We start from the raw sequence: 12965 nt of genomic DNA on the forward strand, positions 1-12965 counted from the left end.
GGTTATGATGCCGGTTGAGCATCTGAGCGGCGCCCAACAGGGACCGTAGGCCAAGACACGGGAGCGCACCATGCAGACTTTGTATCCGGAGATCAAACCCCACGCCCGCCATGAGCTAGCGGTAGAGGCTCCGCACGTGCTCTACGTGGACGAAAGTGGTTCGCCGGATGGGCTGCCAGTGGTGTTCATCCATGGCGGCCCCGGTGCGGGTTGCGACGCCCTCAGTCGGCGTTTCTTCGACCCTAACCTGTACCGTATCGTCACCTTCGATCAGCGCGGCTGTGGCCGTTCCACCCCGCACGCGAGCCTGGAAAACAATACGACCTGGGACCTGGTCGCCGACCTCGAGCGTATTCGCGAGCACCTGGGTATCGACAAGTGGGTGCTGTTTGGCGGCTCTTGGGGCTCGACCCTGGCGCTGGCCTACGCGCAGACCCATCCCGAGCGGGTCCATGCGCTGATTCTGCGTGGCATCTTCCTCTGTCGGCCGCAGGAGTTCCAGTGGTTCTACCAGGCAGGCGCCAGCCGCATGTTCCCCGATTACTGGCAGGATTACCTCGCGCCCATTCCCGTGAGTGAGCGCGGCGATCTGATGCAGGCGTTCTACAAACGCCTGACCGGCAACGATCAGATTGCCCAGATGCATGCGGCCAAGGCCTGGTCGAGTTGGGAAGGGCGCACGGCCACGCTACGGCCGAACCCGCAGGTGGTGGACCGTTTTAGCGAAGCGCACCGGGCGCTGTCGATTGCCCGCATCGAGTGCCACTACTTCGTCAACAATGCCTTCCTCGAGCCCGATCAATTGATCCGCGACATGCCGAAAATCGCCCACCTGCCCGGGGTGATCGTGCATGGCCGCTACGACGTGATCTGCCCGCTGGATAACGCCTGGGAGCTGCATCAGGCCTGGCCGAACAGTGAGCTGCAGATTATTCGCGATGCCGGTCATGCGGCCTCGGAAACCGGGATTACCGACGCGTTGGTGCGCGCGGCCAACCAGATCTCCCGGCGCTTGCTCAACTTGTCCCCGGACGAAGCATGAAGGCACTGATCCAGCGCGTGCGCTGCGCGCGGGTGGAGGTCGCCGGGGAGGTGGTCGGGGCCATCGATCAAGGCCTGTTGGCGCTGGTCGGTGTCGAGCCGCAAGACACCCCGGCGAGTGTCGCCAAGCTGGTACACAAGCTGCTCAACTACCGCGTGTTCAGCGATGTCGAGGGCAAGATGAATCTGTCGCTCGGCGATGTCGGCGGCGGCCTGTTACTGGTGTCGCAGTTCACCCTGGCTGCCGATACTAAGAGTGGGCTGCGACCGAGCTTCTCCAGCGCCGCGCCACCGGCCCTGGGCGCCGAGCTGTTCGAGTTGCTGGTCGAGCAAGCGCAGGCCAAGCACCCGCAGGTCGCTACGGGGCGCTTCGGTGCCGAGATGCAGGTGCATCTGGTCAATGACGGCCCGGTGACCTTTCTCCTGGAAAGCTGAGCGCAGCTCGAGCGCAGTCGTGCTCTGCCGTGCGTTAGCCAGTCGGCGCCAGTTCCAGGCCGTTGCTTTCCAGCCACTCCACGACCTCCTCACGGATGTGCTCGGCTTGATGCGCGAGCCATGCCTGGCGTGCCTGCGGTAGCCGTTGCAGCTGGTAGTCGAAGGTGCGTAGCGGCTTGCGCCCGGCCAATGCCTGGCTCAGTGCTGTATGCGCGTGGGGGTCGTGCAGGCTGTAGAGAAAGGCCTCGCGCATGGCCAGGGCCGCACTGAGTGGCAAGGGCTGGATGGGCAGGTAACGTTCTGGCTGGACGTCGTATTTTTCATCGGCGCCCGGCACCGGGTCGCCGGGCGCGACGGTGAGGACGCTGCCGGTTTGCAGGTCGAGAAAGTGCTCGAGGTCGTCCACGCTGAGCAGGGCCCGCTCGATGCGCGGCAGGTCAATGGTCATGGGGCGCATGGTCTTGGACTCCAAGGAATTGACTGGCCTAACCATAACCCGGCGGCAGGCGATTTGGTCAACTGTTCAGCGGGCCACTGGCGCGGTTCGTCTAGCCGGCAACGGGCCAGGTCTGGCGCCGACCACCTCGCCGGCATACAGCGCCCAGAATATGATCAGCGGTTGAAAGGGTAGGCGTAACCAGTAGTACCAGGTCGCCGCTGGCAGACCCTCGACGCTCAGACCGTCGAGGGCGTTTTTGATATTCGCCGGAAATACGCAGACGAAATACACCGCTAGAGCGATCGCCGCCCAGCGCCGCCAGCGCGGCAGCAGCAGACCGATGGCGCCCGCCAATTCGCAGAGCCCGGTGAATAGCACCAGCTCCAGGTGATAGGGCAGAAAGTCAGGCAGCATCGGCAGGTAACGTTGCGGGTTGAGCAGGTGATCGCTGCCGGCGAACAGCAGCGCCAGCGTCATGGCCAGGCGCATGCGCGCCGGCCAATTATGCAAGGCAGGCGCGCCAAGGCGGTCGGCCAGCGCCGCGAGTACGGCCAAGACAATCAGCAGAGCGACGAATAGCATGGCGAACCTCCAGGGCGATCTAAGCTGTCGGCTGGTGCAGTTGGCTGACCGTCCGGCATAATGTTGACAAAGCCAACATATGAGGAGATGTTGTCAATGTCAACACGAGATCAAGATGCGCCTGCGCGGCCCTATCACCATGGCGATTTGAGGGCTGCGTTATTAGCGGCTGCCGCGCAGCTACTCGCCGAGGGCGGCCTGGCCGCCATCAGTCTGCGTGAGGTGGCGCGCCGCGCTGGTGTTTCGCATAACGCGCCCTATCGGCACTTTCCCGATCGTGACAGCCTGCTGGCGGCGTTGGCGGCCCAAGCCTTTCATGACCTGGCCGACTGGACGCGCGCGAGCGGGGCGCAGGGCCTGGCCGCGCTGGGGCAGCGCTATGTCGAGTTCGCTCTCGCGCACCCTGGGCGTTTTGCCCTGATGTTTTCCGCGGCACTGGACAAGGCGCGCTACTCCGAGTTGCAGCTGGCGGCGACTGAACTCTACGAGTTGCTCGGACAGGCTGTGCGCGCTGCGGCGCCAGCGCGTGATCCGGTGGTGGCGACACTGGCGGCCTGGAGCCTGGTGCATGGCCTCGCTCAGTTGCTGCTGGATCAGCAGCTGAGCGAGGCCATGTGCGGCGATCTGAGTGCGACCGAGCTCAGTCAGCGCGTGACCCGGCTGTTTGCCGAGAGCCTCTAGGCGGGTTGCGCCAGGGCCTCGGCGACGAAGTCGAGGCGATCCTGTCCGAAGTGCATTTGCTTGTCGACGAAGAACGTCGGTGCGCCGAAGACGCCGCGCTTGACCGCTTCCTCGGTCGTGTCTTTCAGCCGTTGTTTGACGGCTTCATCGTTGACCAGGGCTGCGAACGCCGCGCCATCCAGGCCGGCGGTGGTCAACACCTCGGCGAGCACTTCGGGATTGCCGAGGTTTTTCTGCTGCACCCACATGGCGTCGAAGACCGCATGCAGGTAGGGCTGTAGCTGAGGCGTGTCGAGGTAGCCGGCGGCGCCACGCATCAGTGTCAGGGTATTGATCGGGAAGTGCGGATTGAAGTTCATGGCGACGCCGTAGCGTTTGGCAAAGCGCGCCAGGTCTTGCAGCATGTAGCGTCCCTTGGCCGGAATACTCACCGGCGACTGGTTGCCCGTGGCCTTGAAGACCCCGCCGAGGAGCATCGGCCGCCAGATGATCTGCGCATCCGCCATTGTGGCGATGCCGGGTAACTGGGTCCAGGCCAGGTAACTGGTCGGGCTGCCGAAATCGAAAAAGAATTCTACCTTGTTGCTCATAGCATCTTCCTGCCTGTCGGGTTCGAGATAAGCCGTAGCCCGGATGCAATCCGGGAACAATTTCTAGCCTCACCACCGCTCCCCGGATTGTATCCGGGCTACGCAATGAAGCTGAGAGGTCAGAGCTAGAAGGTTTCCGTCCAGGGCCGCAGGTCCAGCTCATGGACCCAGCAGTCGCGCGGTTGGCAGTGGATCTGCCAGTACGTCTCGGCGATGTGCTCGGGGTTGAGGATGCCGTCCTGCTCTTTGCGCTGGTAAAGCTCGGGGAAGGTCTCCCGGATAAAGGCGGTGTCGATGGCGCCGTCGATTATCGGGTGGGCAACGTGAATACCCTGCGGGCCGAGTTCGCGCGCCATGCTCTGGGCCAGCGCGCGCAGGGCGAACTTGGCGCCGGCGAAGGCGGAGAAATTGGCTCGGCCGCGTAGCGAGGCGGTGGCTCCGGTGAAAATGATGGTGCCGCGCGCGCGTGGCTGCATCACTCGTGCGGCCTCGCGACCGGTGAGGAAACCGGCCAGTGCGGCCATTTCCCAGACCTTGCGATAGACCCGCTCGGTGGTGTCGCCGATGGAGAACTGCACGTTGGCGCCGATATTGAACACCACGGCTTCCAGCGGGCCGACATCCTGCTCGATGGTGGCGAACAACGCCTGCACCTGCTCCTCGACCCGAGCATCACAGCCGAAGGCGCGTGCAGTACCGCCTTCGGCCTCGATAGCCTCGACCAACGGTTGCAGTTTGTCCGCATGCCGGCGGGCGACGCAGGCGACATACCCCTCGCGGGCGAAGCGCTTGGCGATAGCGCCACCGGTGGCATCGCCGGCGCCCATGACCAGGATTGCTTTGCGTTGGTTCATCACTTTTCCCCTTAGTTCTTTTTTGGAACCTGGATGATAGTCAGTTCCAATTTAGAACCTGTCAAGCTATGGTGAGCCATCGATTGCTGGAGATTGGCTTATGCGCTGGGAAGACCTTGCTCAACAACCCTGTTCGCTGGCGCGTACCTTGTCGGTGGTTGGCGACCGCTGGACCCTGCTGGTGTTGCGCGAAAGCTTTCTGGGGATACGCCGCTTCGATGATTTCGAGAGGCGCCTGCAGATCACCCGGCATGTGCTGGCCGATCGCTTGAAGAAGTTGGTCGAGGCCGAGGTGTTGAGCAAGGTGGCTTATCAGCAGCGGCCTCTGCGTGAGGAATACTGCCTGAGCGAGAAGGGCCGCGACCTTTATCCGGCCGTGCTGGCGTTGGTGAATTGGGGCGATCGGCATATGAGCGGGGAAGAGGGTGCGCCGATTCGGCATGTGCACCGCAGTTGCGGCGCGGCCATGCACGGCGTGCTGGTGTGTTCCGAATGTGGCGAGCCCTTGGCGCCGCGGGACGTGCGGTTGGAGGAGGCGCCTGCCTTGAAGGGGCAGTTATTGCCGGGGCATTGGCAGGCCCGGCAAGCTGAAGATGTTCTCTAGCGCCGGAGGTACTCCGGGTCTGTAACGTCGCCGCTTGAACCCTAGAACAGCCGTGCCAGCAGCGCGGTCACGGCGGTTTCCACGCGCAGAATACGTGCGCCGAGCTGCACGGGCTGTAAGCCGACCTCCTGCAGTTTTTCCACTTCGTAGGGGATCCAGCCGCCTTCCGGTCCGATGGCCAAGGTCACCGGCTGTTCGACCGCCCGTGGGCAATCCGGGTAGGCACCGGGGTGACCGATCAGGCCGAGGCTGCCGGCGGCCAGTTGGCCTAGGCGGTCTTCGACGAAGGGCTTGAAACGTTTCTCGATGATCACTTCCGGCAACACGGTATCGCGGGCCTGTTCCAGGCCGAGGATCAGCTGTTCACGGATCGCTTCGGGTTGCAGAAACGGCGTCTGCCAGAAACTCTTCTCGACCCGGTAGCTGTTCAACAGGATCAGTCTGGGTACACCCATGGCGCTGACGGTTTGCAGCACGCGGCGCAGCATCTTCGGCCGGGGCAGGGCCAGCAGCAGGGTGAGCGGCAGTTTGGTCGGCGGCGGCTGGTCGAACTCGACCTGCAGCTCGGCCTCCTGGCCATCCAGACGCAGCAATTGGCCGCGCCCCATCAGGCCGTTCAGTCGACCGACCCGCAGGCTGTCGCCCGCCTCGGCGCGATGTACTTCGTTGAGGTGTTTGAGGCGGCGGCCGCTAAGGTGTATGCGGTCAGCGGCGACGAAATCCTGATCCTCCAGCAGCAGCAGGTTCACGGCTGGGCAGCGGGCGGTTGATCGTTGGATTCTGGCTCGGCGTCATCGGTTTCTTCGCTTTCGGACGCATGCTCGTCGCGGCGTTTGACCATGGCGCCGAACAGTAAACCAGCCTCGAACAAAAACCACATGGGCACGGCCAGCAGGGTCTGGGAGAAGATATCCGGAGGTGTCAGTACCATGCCGATGGCGAAGCAGCCGACCACCACATAGGGGCGGCTCTTGCGCAGGGTTTTGACATCGACGATGCCCACCCAGATCAGCAGGAAGGTCGCCACCGGGATCTCGAAGGCCACGCCGAAGGCGAAGAACAGGGTGAGGACGAAGTCCAGGTACTGGCCGATGTCGGTCATCATCGCCACGCCTTCCGGGGTGACGCTGGCGAAGAAGCCGAACATGATCGGGAATACCACGAAGTAGGCGAAAGCCATGCCGCCGTAGAACAGCAGAATGCTGGAGATTAGCAGCGGCACGGCGATGCGCTTTTCGTGCTTGTACAGGCCCGGCGCGATAAAGCCCCAGATCTGATGCAGGATGATCGGCATCGAGAGGAACAGCGCGACCATCAGGGTCAGCTTGAACGGTGTGAGGAAGGGCGAGGCGACGCCGGTGGCGATCATCGTCGCGCCTGCCGGCAAATAGGCGCGTAGCGGCGCGGCCACCAGTGCGTAGATGTCCTGGGAGAAGTAGAACAGCCCGGCGAACAGCAGAAAAATCGCGCAGACACTGCGCAGCAGTCGGGTACGCAGCTCGGTCAGGTGCGAGACCAGGGGCATTTCCTGGTCGCTTTCCGTTAGTCGACTCATGGTTGTGCGGTTTTATCCTGACTGGCAGCGGTCGCTGTCGTGGCCTCCGCCGTTGCTGGGGGGGGGGCGGTGGTCTGGGTCGACTCGGGCGTGGGCTCGGATTTGGCGCTGGGGGTGAGGATATCCTGCTTCATCGCTTTCATCTCCCGCTCCAGCTCGAGGATATGTTCGTTATGCAGCTGGCGGCGGATTTCGTCCGCGCCGATTTCGCGTTCGACCTCGGCCTTGATCGAGTTGAAGCTGCGTTTGATCCGGCCTATCCACAGCCCGGCCGTGCGCACGGCACCCGGCAGGCGCTCGGGGCCGAGCACTACCAAGGCAACCAGGGCGACCAGCAGCAGTTCGGTAAAGCCTATATCGAACATGGAGGTCGGCTCTTAGTCTTTTTTCGCCGGGTCTTCGACTTTACGCGCTTGAGCGTCGAAGGTCTGACCCTTGGGTTCGTCCACCGCAGGCTTGTCCTCTGCTTCGTTGCCCATCGATTTCTTAAAGCCCTTGATCGCGTCACCGAGGTCGGAGCCCAGGCCTTTCAGGCGCTTGGTGCCGAACAGCATGACCACGATCAGCAGGACGATCAGGAGTTGCCAAATGCTAATGCCACCGAATCCCATGATGTGTACTCCGTAGTAGGTTGATCAGGTTTGCGGGCGTGCGGCTTTTTCCGCATGTCCGGACAGGCCGAAACGTCGATCCAGCTCGTCCAGCACCGCCTGGGGATGCTGGCCGAGGGCGGCGAGCATGACCATGCTGTGGAACCACAGATCGGCGGTTTCATAGATCAGGTCGCTGCAGTCGCCGCTGACGGCTGCGTCCTTGGCGGCGAGAATGGTTTCCACCGACTCCTCGCCGACTTTCTCGAGAATCTTGTTCAGACCCTTGTGGTACAGGCTGGCGACGTAGGAACTGTCGGCGGCGGCGCCTTTGCGCGCTTCCAGTACTTCGGCCAAACGGCTCAGAGTATCAGTCATGGCTGTGTCCTGTGGCATAGATGGCGTGCGGATCCTTGAGCACGGCGTCGACGCTCTTCCATGTGCCCTTCTCGAACACCCGGTAGAAGCAGCTCTCCCGCCCGGTGTGGCAGGCGATGCCGCCGAGCTGCTCGACCTTGAGGATGATCACGTCGGCATCGCAGTCCAGGCGCAGTTCATGCAACTTCTGCACATGCCCGGATTCCTCGCCCTTACGCCACAGCTTGCCGCGCGAGCGCGACCAGTAGATCGCGCGCTGTTCGCTGGCGGTCAGGGCCAGGGCTTCGCGGTTCATCCAGGCCATCATCAGGACGCGGCCGGTCTGGTGGTCCTGAGCAATCGCCGGCACGAGGCCGTCGCTGTTCCAGTTGATTTCGTCGAGCCAGTCGTTCATCAGTACTTCCGCCCATCACGGGCCTGTTGGGTATAAACCTAGTGTGCCAGTGCGACTCGGGCGTGGCTATCGGCGCAGCACCAGATAAAGACCGCCGGCGAGCATCACCCAGCTCGGCCAGGCAGCTAGATTGGGCGCGAGCTCTAGGGTGACTGCGCCGGCGATAAGCAGGGCACCGAGCAAGCGGGCTGGCCATTGCCAGCCACTCACGGACTGGGGTTGTGTCGCGGGTGTCGGTTGATTGAGACGTTCCAGAGTGTGACGGGCCATCTGTGACAGGTGTGGTACCTGCTCGGCCTGCAGCTGAAGGTTGCGCAACAGGTGCAGCGGGTTGACCCGTTCGCGCATCCAGCGTTCGAGAAACGGTTGGGCGGTGCTCCACAGGTCCAGGTCCGGGTAAAGCTGGCGGCCCAGGCCTTCGATGTTCAGCAGGGTCTTCTGCAGCAGAACCAGCTGTGGCTGAACTTCCATATTGAAGCGCCGCGCCGTCTGGAACAGACGCAGCAACAACTGGCCAAAGGAAATATCTTTCAGCGGCCGCTCGAAGATCGGTTCGCAGACGGTGCGGATCGCCGCCTCGAAATCGTTGACCTTGGTATGCGCCGGCACCCAGCCCGAATCAATATGCAGTTGCGCCACGCGGCGGTAATCGCGTTTGAAGAAGGCGAGCAGGTTGCGTGCCAGGTAGTCCTGATCTTCCGCCGTCAGGCTGCCGATGATGCCGCAGTCGATGGCGATGTATTGCGGGCTCCACGGCTGGCGAGTGCTGACGAAGATGTTGCCGGGGTGCATGTCGGCGTGGAAGAAGCTGTCGCGAAACACCTGGGTGAAGAAGATCTCCACGCCGCGCTCGGCCAGCAGTTTCATGTCGGTGCGCTGGTCGGCCAGGGTGGCGAGGTCGGTGACCTGGACGCCATAGATGCGCTCCATGACCAGCACTTTGGGCCGACACAGTTCCCAGTACACCTGCGGCACATAGAGCAGCGGCGAGCCTTCGAAATTGCGCCGCAGTTGGCTGGCGTTGGCCGCCTCGCGCAGCAGGTCGAGTTCGTCGTAGATGGTTTTCTCGTAGTCACTGACCACTTCCACCGGGCGCAGACGCCGGGCATCGGTGGAGGCGCGCTCGGCCAGTTTGGCCAGCAGGAACAACCAGGCCAGGTCCTGCTTGATGACCGGTCCCAGGCCTGGACGAATGACCTTGACCACTACTTCTTCGCCGCTCTTCAGCTGGGCGGCATGTACTTGTGCCACCGAGGCAGAAGCCAGCGGCTTGCTGTCGAAGCGAGCGAACACTTCACTGACCTTAGCGCCAAGTTGGGCCTCGATCAGCGCCCGCGAGTGATCCGGGTCGAAGGGCGGCACCTGATCCTGCAGCTTGGCCAATTCATCGGCGATATCCCCTGGCAACAGGTCGCGCCGGGTGGAGAGCAGTTGGCCGAATTTGATGAAGATCGGCCCGAGTTCTTCCAGGGCCAGGCGCAGGCGTGCGCCGCGCGACAGCGACAAGCTTCTGCGTGGTAACCAGCGCCACGGCAGCACATAACGCACCACTCTCATCCATAGCGGCAGAGGCAGGGTCAGCAGTAGATCATCCAGCTGATAGCGGATCACTACGCGTTGAATACGGAACAGGCGGCGGACGGCAAGCAGCTTCATGCGGTGGGCTTATCATGGCGTTGGGCGATGCGCTCGAAGCGTGCATCGATGCGCTCGAGGGCGAGCTTGAGTCTATCCAGTTCGGCGAACCGCGCATCGGCCTCGCGCCGGCCAACCAGGTTACGCGATTCTTCGCTGAGGTAGTCGGTGAGGTTCAGGCGCAGGCTGTCGAGGGTCTGGTTCGCCCAGTTGGCACGGCTGCGCAGATGACTGCCGAGTAACTGGCTGCCGACTGGGCCGAGCCAGCGCGACAGTTCGTATTCCCAGTCCAGCTCGAGGTCCTGGAGGATGCTGGCGAGCTCCAGCAGGGCGGCGCTGTCGCCTTCCAGGTCGACCTCAGGACTGTGCAACACCGCGCTCTTGTCTTTGCGGGTGGCCAGACGCAGCAGGCTGGCCGCTGGCGCGCGTAGGCGGCAGTCGACCTCACCGGCCCATTGCGAGGCCAGGCGTAGACCTTGGCCGTCGGCCAGGATAAACAGGCTGAGCGCCGGCGCTTGGCAGTCGACCGCGATGACCCGACCGCTCAGCCGTGCCAGGCGTGGCAGCGCCGTGCTATCCATCGCCAGCACGCGATTGAGACCGAGTTCGACGCCGGCCAGCAGCCCGCTCAGCAGCATCAGGGCTTGATGCCGCGGTGCAGGGCGACGATGCCGCCCGTCATGTTGTGGTAGCTGACACGCTCGAATCCGGCTTCGACCATCATCGCTTTGAGGGTGTCTTGATCCGGGTGCATGCGGATCGACTCGGCGAGGTAGCGGTAGCTTTCGGCATCGTTGGTGATCAGTTTGCCCATCAGCGGCATGAAGCTGAAGGAGTAGCGGTCATAGACCTTTTCCAGCAGGGCACTGGATGGTTTGGAGAATTCCAGCACCAGCAAACGGCCGCCGGGCTTGAGCACGCGCAGCATCGAACGGATCGCGTCTTCTTTATGGGTGACGTTGCGCAGGCCGAAGGCGATGGTCACGCAGTCGAAGTGGTTGTCCGGGAACGGCAGCTTCTCGGCGTCTGCCTGGACGAATTTGACGTTGCCGGCCACGCCACGGTCGAGCAGGCGGTCGCGACCGACCTTGAGCATCGACTCATTGATGTCGGCCAGCACCACTTCGCCAGTTGGTCCGACCAAGCGCGCGAATTGTTTGGTCAGGTCGCCGGTGCCGCCCGCGATGTCGAGCACTCGGTTGCCGCTGCGAATACCGGACAGTTCGATGGTGAAACGCTTCCACAGACGATGCATGCCGCCGGAGAGCAGGTCGTTCATCAGGTCATACTTGGCCGCCACCGAATGGAACACTTCGGCGACTTTCTGCGCCTTCTGGCTTTCCGGCACATCCTGAAAACCAAAGTGGGTGGTGGGTTCACTGTCGCTGCTCTTGCGCGGATCGTTCATGTCGCCCTTTCCCAAACAGAGAGGCTGTATCAAAGTGGCGGCCATTCTAAACCTGCAGCCCCCCTTTGTCTTGGCATGCACGCCTGGGCACCGGGCGAGAGCCTGCGGCGGACTGTTATAGTCACGCGACTTAAGGTCGCAGTGAGGAGAAAACCCATGGCCAAAATCAATGTAGAGCGTCCTCATTCCCTCGGTCGTGAGGCCGCCCGGGAAAAAGCCGAGAAGCTGGCCGAGCGGCTTGCGAGCCAATATGACGTGCGCTATCGCTGGAATGGCGACACTCTGGAGTTCAAGCGCAGCGGCGCCGATGGCAGCATCGAAGTAGGTGAAGACCGTGTGTCTGTGCGGCTCAATCTAGGCCTGCTGCTGTCGCCGATGAGCAGCAGTATCAAACGTGAGATCGAGGCGGCGCTGGATAAAAGTCTGATCGGCTGAGGTCAACTATTTGCAAATTCTTTGCGCCTAGTATGCGGTTTCTAATTTTCCTCGATACCGTGCACTCAAGCCTGCACTCCGTGGGCGTTTCCTCAAACCACTGCGCGTGAGGTGCACCATGTCGAAAGTTGCCGTTAAGAAGAAAGTCGAAGCCGAAGACAAAGCTACCCGTTTGGCCGACGTTAAAGTCTACGCCCGCAAAATTTGGCTGGCAGGCCTGGGTGCCTACGCCAAGGCCGGGCATGAAGGCAGCGAATATTTCAAAGAGCTGATCAAGACCGGCGAAACCGTTGAAAAACAAGGTAAGCAACTGGTCACCGAACAAGTCGATGCGGCCAACAGCCAGATCGACAGCGTGAAGAGCAGCGTGCGGGGTAAAGTCGATGTGCAACTCGACAAGATCGAGAAGGCATTCGATGCCCGAGTGGCCAGCGGCCTCAACCGTATTGGCATCCCGTCCAAACAAGATGTTGACGCACTGTCTGCTAAGCTGGATGCGTTGAGCGCGTTGCTCGAGCATGCCGCACGTAGCAAATAAGGAGAGCAGAATGGCTGTCAAAAAGAAATCTGAAAAGCAGACCAGCTCCTGGATCGGCGAGGTTGAAAAGTACTCGCGTCAGATCTGGTTGGCAGGCCTTGGCGCGTACTCCAAAGTCAGCAAGGACGGCACCAAGCTGTTCGACACCCTGGTCAAGGACGGCGAGAAAGCCGAGAAGCTGGCCAAGAGTGAAGTCGATAAGCAGGTCGACGCGGTGAAAGCCACGGTTGACACTAAAGTTGGTACTGCCAAGTCCCGGGTCGATGAAGTCAAAGACCGCGCCATGGGCAAGTGGGGCGAGCTGGAAGAGGCCTTCGACAAGCGCTTGAACAATGCCATCTCGCGTCTCGGCGTGCCGAGCCGCAACGAAGTGAAGGCGCTCAATGCCAAGGTCGAAAGTCTGACCAAGCAGATCGAGCAGCTCACTGGTGTGTCGGTGAAGTCGGTTAAGCCGGCCGCGAAGCCAGCAGCAAAAGCTGCGGCCAAGCCGCTGTCGAAGACTGTCGCCAAGCCTGCTGCCAAAGCCGCTGCTAAGCCCGTCACCAAGGCGGCCGCTAAGCCAGCGGTCAAGCCGACCGGCAAACCTGCTGCGGCGAAAAAACCAGTGGTGAAAAAACCAGCGGCGGCCAAGCCAGTAACAGCTAAGCCTGCTGCTGCCAAACCGGCTGCGCCTGAGACGTCGACGGCTCCAGTCCCAACTTCGGCATCAGCTGCCGCACCGGCTGCACCAGTAACGCCTGTCAGCCAGTCCTAAGGCTGCAAGTCATCGCAACGCCCGGCCCAGTGTCGGGCGTTTGCGTTTCAGC

At 62.2% G+C, this 12965-nt stretch carries 20 protein-coding genes; 7 read left to right on the plus strand and 13 right to left on the minus strand.

What is annotated here, in order from left to right; translation table 11 throughout:
- Positions 1 to 70 precede the first annotated feature (70 nt).
- Positions 71 to 1042 (plus strand): prolyl aminopeptidase, encoded by a 972-nt coding sequence (gene pip, locus TMS3_RS05085; protein ID WP_025164172.1) that lies wholly within the window; start codon positions 71 to 73, stop codon positions 1040 to 1042.
- Positions 1039 to 1476: a D-aminoacyl-tRNA deacylase gene (gene dtd, locus TMS3_RS05090; RefSeq protein WP_025164173.1), complete on the plus strand. Its 438-nt coding sequence runs from the start codon at positions 1039 to 1041 to the stop codon at positions 1474 to 1476. The genes pip and dtd overlap by 4 nt, the downstream gene beginning before the upstream one ends.
- A 34-nt stretch (positions 1477 to 1510) precedes the next feature.
- Here dtd and TMS3_RS05095 read toward each other — a convergent pair whose 3' ends face one another.
- Both TMS3_RS05095 and TMS3_RS05100 read right to left on the minus strand, forming a co-directional pair.
- Positions 1511 to 1933 (minus strand): UPF0158 family protein, encoded by a 423-nt coding sequence (locus TMS3_RS05095; protein WP_025164174.1) that lies wholly within the window; start codon positions 1931 to 1933, stop codon positions 1511 to 1513.
- Between the two features lie 66 nt (positions 1934 to 1999).
- Complete coding sequence (locus TMS3_RS05100) at positions 2000 to 2497, minus strand: DoxX family protein (RefSeq protein ID WP_051394184.1); 498 nt, start codon at positions 2495 to 2497, stop codon at positions 2000 to 2002.
- A 96-nt stretch (positions 2498 to 2593) separates the two neighbouring features.
- On the opposite strand from TMS3_RS05100, the gene TMS3_RS05105 reads away from it, so the two are divergent.
- Positions 2594 to 3178 carry a TetR/AcrR family transcriptional regulator gene (locus tag TMS3_RS05105; protein ID WP_025164176.1) on the plus strand — a complete coding sequence of 195 codons (585 nt, stop codon included), beginning with the start codon at positions 2594 to 2596 and terminating at the stop codon, positions 3176 to 3178.
- Here the strand turns inward: TMS3_RS05105 and TMS3_RS05110 are convergent.
- A complete protein-coding gene (locus TMS3_RS05110; protein ID WP_025164177.1) occupies positions 3175 to 3768 on the minus strand; it encodes a 2-hydroxychromene-2-carboxylate isomerase in 594 nt (197 codons plus the stop codon). The two genes, TMS3_RS05105 and TMS3_RS05110, sit on opposite strands and share 4 nt — an antisense overlap.
- A gap of 125 nt (positions 3769 to 3893) precedes the next feature.
- Positions 3894 to 4622 carry an SDR family oxidoreductase gene (locus tag TMS3_RS05115; RefSeq protein WP_025164178.1) on the minus strand — a complete coding sequence of 243 codons (729 nt, stop codon included), beginning with the start codon at positions 4620 to 4622 and terminating at the stop codon, positions 3894 to 3896.
- Between the two features lie 100 nt (positions 4623 to 4722).
- On the opposite strand from TMS3_RS05115, the gene TMS3_RS05120 reads away from it, so the two are divergent.
- Positions 4723 to 5226, plus strand: a complete 504-nt coding sequence (locus tag TMS3_RS05120) for a winged helix-turn-helix transcriptional regulator (protein ID WP_025164179.1) — start codon at positions 4723 to 4725, stop codon at positions 5224 to 5226.
- 41 nt (positions 5227 to 5267) lie between these two features.
- Here TMS3_RS05120 and TMS3_RS05125 read toward each other — a convergent pair whose 3' ends face one another.
- From TMS3_RS05125 to ubiE, 9 genes are all read right to left on the minus strand, one after another.
- Complete coding sequence (locus TMS3_RS05125) at positions 5268 to 5975, minus strand: 16S rRNA (uracil(1498)-N(3))-methyltransferase (RefSeq protein WP_025164180.1); 708 nt, start codon at positions 5973 to 5975, stop codon at positions 5268 to 5270.
- Positions 5972 to 6781, minus strand: coding sequence for a twin-arginine translocase subunit TatC (gene tatC, locus TMS3_RS05130; protein ID WP_025164181.1), 810 nt, complete (start codon positions 6779 to 6781; stop codon positions 5972 to 5974). Before tatC ends, TMS3_RS05125 begins: the two co-directional genes overlap by 4 nt.
- A complete protein-coding gene (gene tatB, locus TMS3_RS05135; RefSeq protein ID WP_025164182.1) occupies positions 6778 to 7146 on the minus strand; it encodes a Sec-independent protein translocase protein TatB in 369 nt (122 codons plus the stop codon). Before tatB ends, tatC begins: the two co-directional genes overlap by 4 nt.
- Before the next feature lie 12 nt (positions 7147 to 7158).
- Complete coding sequence (tatA, locus tag TMS3_RS05140; protein ID WP_025164183.1) at positions 7159 to 7392, minus strand: twin-arginine translocase TatA/TatE family subunit; 234 nt, start codon at positions 7390 to 7392, stop codon at positions 7159 to 7161.
- A gap of 24 nt (positions 7393 to 7416) precedes the next feature.
- Positions 7417 to 7749, minus strand: a complete 333-nt coding sequence (locus TMS3_RS05145) for a phosphoribosyl-ATP diphosphatase (RefSeq protein WP_025164184.1) — start codon at positions 7747 to 7749, stop codon at positions 7417 to 7419.
- On the minus strand, positions 7742 to 8143 hold the full coding sequence (gene hisI / locus TMS3_RS05150) for a phosphoribosyl-AMP cyclohydrolase (RefSeq protein WP_025164185.1): 402 nt from the start codon (positions 8141 to 8143) through the stop codon (positions 7742 to 7744). Before hisI ends, TMS3_RS05145 begins: the two co-directional genes overlap by 8 nt.
- Before the next feature lie 66 nt (positions 8144 to 8209).
- Positions 8210 to 9799: a ubiquinone biosynthesis regulatory protein kinase UbiB gene (ubiB, locus tag TMS3_RS05155; RefSeq protein WP_025164186.1), complete on the minus strand. Its 1590-nt coding sequence runs from the start codon at positions 9797 to 9799 to the stop codon at positions 8210 to 8212.
- Positions 9796 to 10416: a ubiquinone biosynthesis accessory factor UbiJ gene (locus tag TMS3_RS05160; protein ID WP_025164187.1), complete on the minus strand. Its 621-nt coding sequence runs from the start codon at positions 10414 to 10416 to the stop codon at positions 9796 to 9798. The genes ubiB and TMS3_RS05160 overlap by 4 nt, the downstream gene beginning before the upstream one ends.
- Positions 10416 to 11186: a bifunctional demethylmenaquinone methyltransferase/2-methoxy-6-polyprenyl-1,4-benzoquinol methylase UbiE gene (gene ubiE, locus TMS3_RS05165; RefSeq protein ID WP_025164188.1), complete on the minus strand. Its 771-nt coding sequence runs from the start codon at positions 11184 to 11186 to the stop codon at positions 10416 to 10418. The genes TMS3_RS05160 and ubiE overlap by 1 nt, the downstream gene beginning before the upstream one ends.
- Before the next feature lie 156 nt (positions 11187 to 11342).
- Here ubiE and TMS3_RS05170 point away from each other — a divergent pair, with 156 nt between their 5' ends.
- From TMS3_RS05170 to TMS3_RS05180, 3 genes are all read left to right on the plus strand, one after another.
- On the plus strand, positions 11343 to 11621 hold the full coding sequence (locus tag TMS3_RS05170; protein ID WP_025164189.1) for a polyhydroxyalkanoic acid system family protein: 279 nt from the start codon (positions 11343 to 11345) through the stop codon (positions 11619 to 11621).
- Positions 11622 to 11739: 118 nt separating this feature from the next.
- Positions 11740 to 12159, plus strand: coding sequence for a phasin family protein (locus tag TMS3_RS05175; RefSeq protein WP_025164190.1), 420 nt, complete (start codon positions 11740 to 11742; stop codon positions 12157 to 12159).
- 10 nt (positions 12160 to 12169) lie between these two features.
- Entirely contained in the window at positions 12170 to 12913 is a 744-nt protein-coding gene (locus TMS3_RS05180; protein WP_025164191.1) for a phasin family protein, read from the plus strand.
- The last annotated feature ends 52 nt before the right edge of the window (positions 12914 to 12965 follow it).

This window comes from Pseudomonas taeanensis MS-3 (assembly GCF_000498575.2).
GTDB classification, from domain to species: Bacteria; Pseudomonadota; Gammaproteobacteria; order Pseudomonadales; family Pseudomonadaceae; genus Aquipseudomonas; species Aquipseudomonas taeanensis.

Excerpts from the sequence above, each read along its gene's own strand:
- pip (WP_025164172.1), top strand. The coding sequence starts at position 71 with ATGCAGACTTTGTATCCGGAGATCAAACCCCACGCCCGCCATGAGCTA.
- dtd (WP_025164173.1), top strand. The coding sequence starts at position 1,039 with ATGAAGGCACTGATCCAGCGCGTGCGCTGCGCGCGGGTGGAGGTCGCC.
- TMS3_RS05095 (WP_025164174.1), bottom strand. The coding sequence starts at position 1,933 with ATGCGCCCCATGACCATTGACCTGCCGCGCATCGAGCGGGCCCTGCTC.
- TMS3_RS05100 (WP_051394184.1), bottom strand. The coding sequence starts at position 2,497 with ATGCTATTCGTCGCTCTGCTGATTGTCTTGGCCGTACTCGCGGCGCTG.
- TMS3_RS05105 (WP_025164176.1), top strand. The coding sequence starts at position 2,594 with ATGTCAACACGAGATCAAGATGCGCCTGCGCGGCCCTATCACCATGGC.
- TMS3_RS05110 (WP_025164177.1), bottom strand. The coding sequence starts at position 3,768 with ATGAGCAACAAGGTAGAATTCTTTTTCGATTTCGGCAGCCCGACCAGT.
- TMS3_RS05115 (WP_025164178.1), bottom strand. The coding sequence starts at position 4,622 with ATGAACCAACGCAAAGCAATCCTGGTCATGGGCGCCGGCGATGCCACC.
- TMS3_RS05120 (WP_025164179.1), top strand. The coding sequence starts at position 4,723 with ATGCGCTGGGAAGACCTTGCTCAACAACCCTGTTCGCTGGCGCGTACC.
- tatC (WP_025164181.1), bottom strand. The coding sequence starts at position 6,781 with ATGAGTCGACTAACGGAAAGCGACCAGGAAATGCCCCTGGTCTCGCAC.
- tatB (WP_025164182.1), bottom strand. The coding sequence starts at position 7,146 with ATGTTCGATATAGGCTTTACCGAACTGCTGCTGGTCGCCCTGGTTGCC.
- tatA (WP_025164183.1), bottom strand. The coding sequence starts at position 7,392 with ATGGGATTCGGTGGCATTAGCATTTGGCAACTCCTGATCGTCCTGCTG.
- TMS3_RS05145 (WP_025164184.1), bottom strand. The coding sequence starts at position 7,749 with ATGACTGATACTCTGAGCCGTTTGGCCGAAGTACTGGAAGCGCGCAAA.
- hisI (WP_025164185.1), bottom strand. The coding sequence starts at position 8,143 with ATGAACGACTGGCTCGACGAAATCAACTGGAACAGCGACGGCCTCGTG.
- ubiB (WP_025164186.1), bottom strand. The coding sequence starts at position 9,799 with ATGAAGCTGCTTGCCGTCCGCCGCCTGTTCCGTATTCAACGCGTAGTG.
- TMS3_RS05160 (WP_025164187.1), bottom strand. The coding sequence starts at position 10,416 with ATGCTGCTGAGCGGGCTGCTGGCCGGCGTCGAACTCGGTCTCAATCGC.
- ubiE (WP_025164188.1), bottom strand. The coding sequence starts at position 11,186 with ATGAACGATCCGCGCAAGAGCAGCGACAGTGAACCCACCACCCACTTT.
- TMS3_RS05170 (WP_025164189.1), top strand. The coding sequence starts at position 11,343 with ATGGCCAAAATCAATGTAGAGCGTCCTCATTCCCTCGGTCGTGAGGCC.
- TMS3_RS05175 (WP_025164190.1), top strand. The coding sequence starts at position 11,740 with ATGTCGAAAGTTGCCGTTAAGAAGAAAGTCGAAGCCGAAGACAAAGCT.
- TMS3_RS05180 (WP_025164191.1), top strand. The coding sequence starts at position 12,170 with ATGGCTGTCAAAAAGAAATCTGAAAAGCAGACCAGCTCCTGGATCGGC.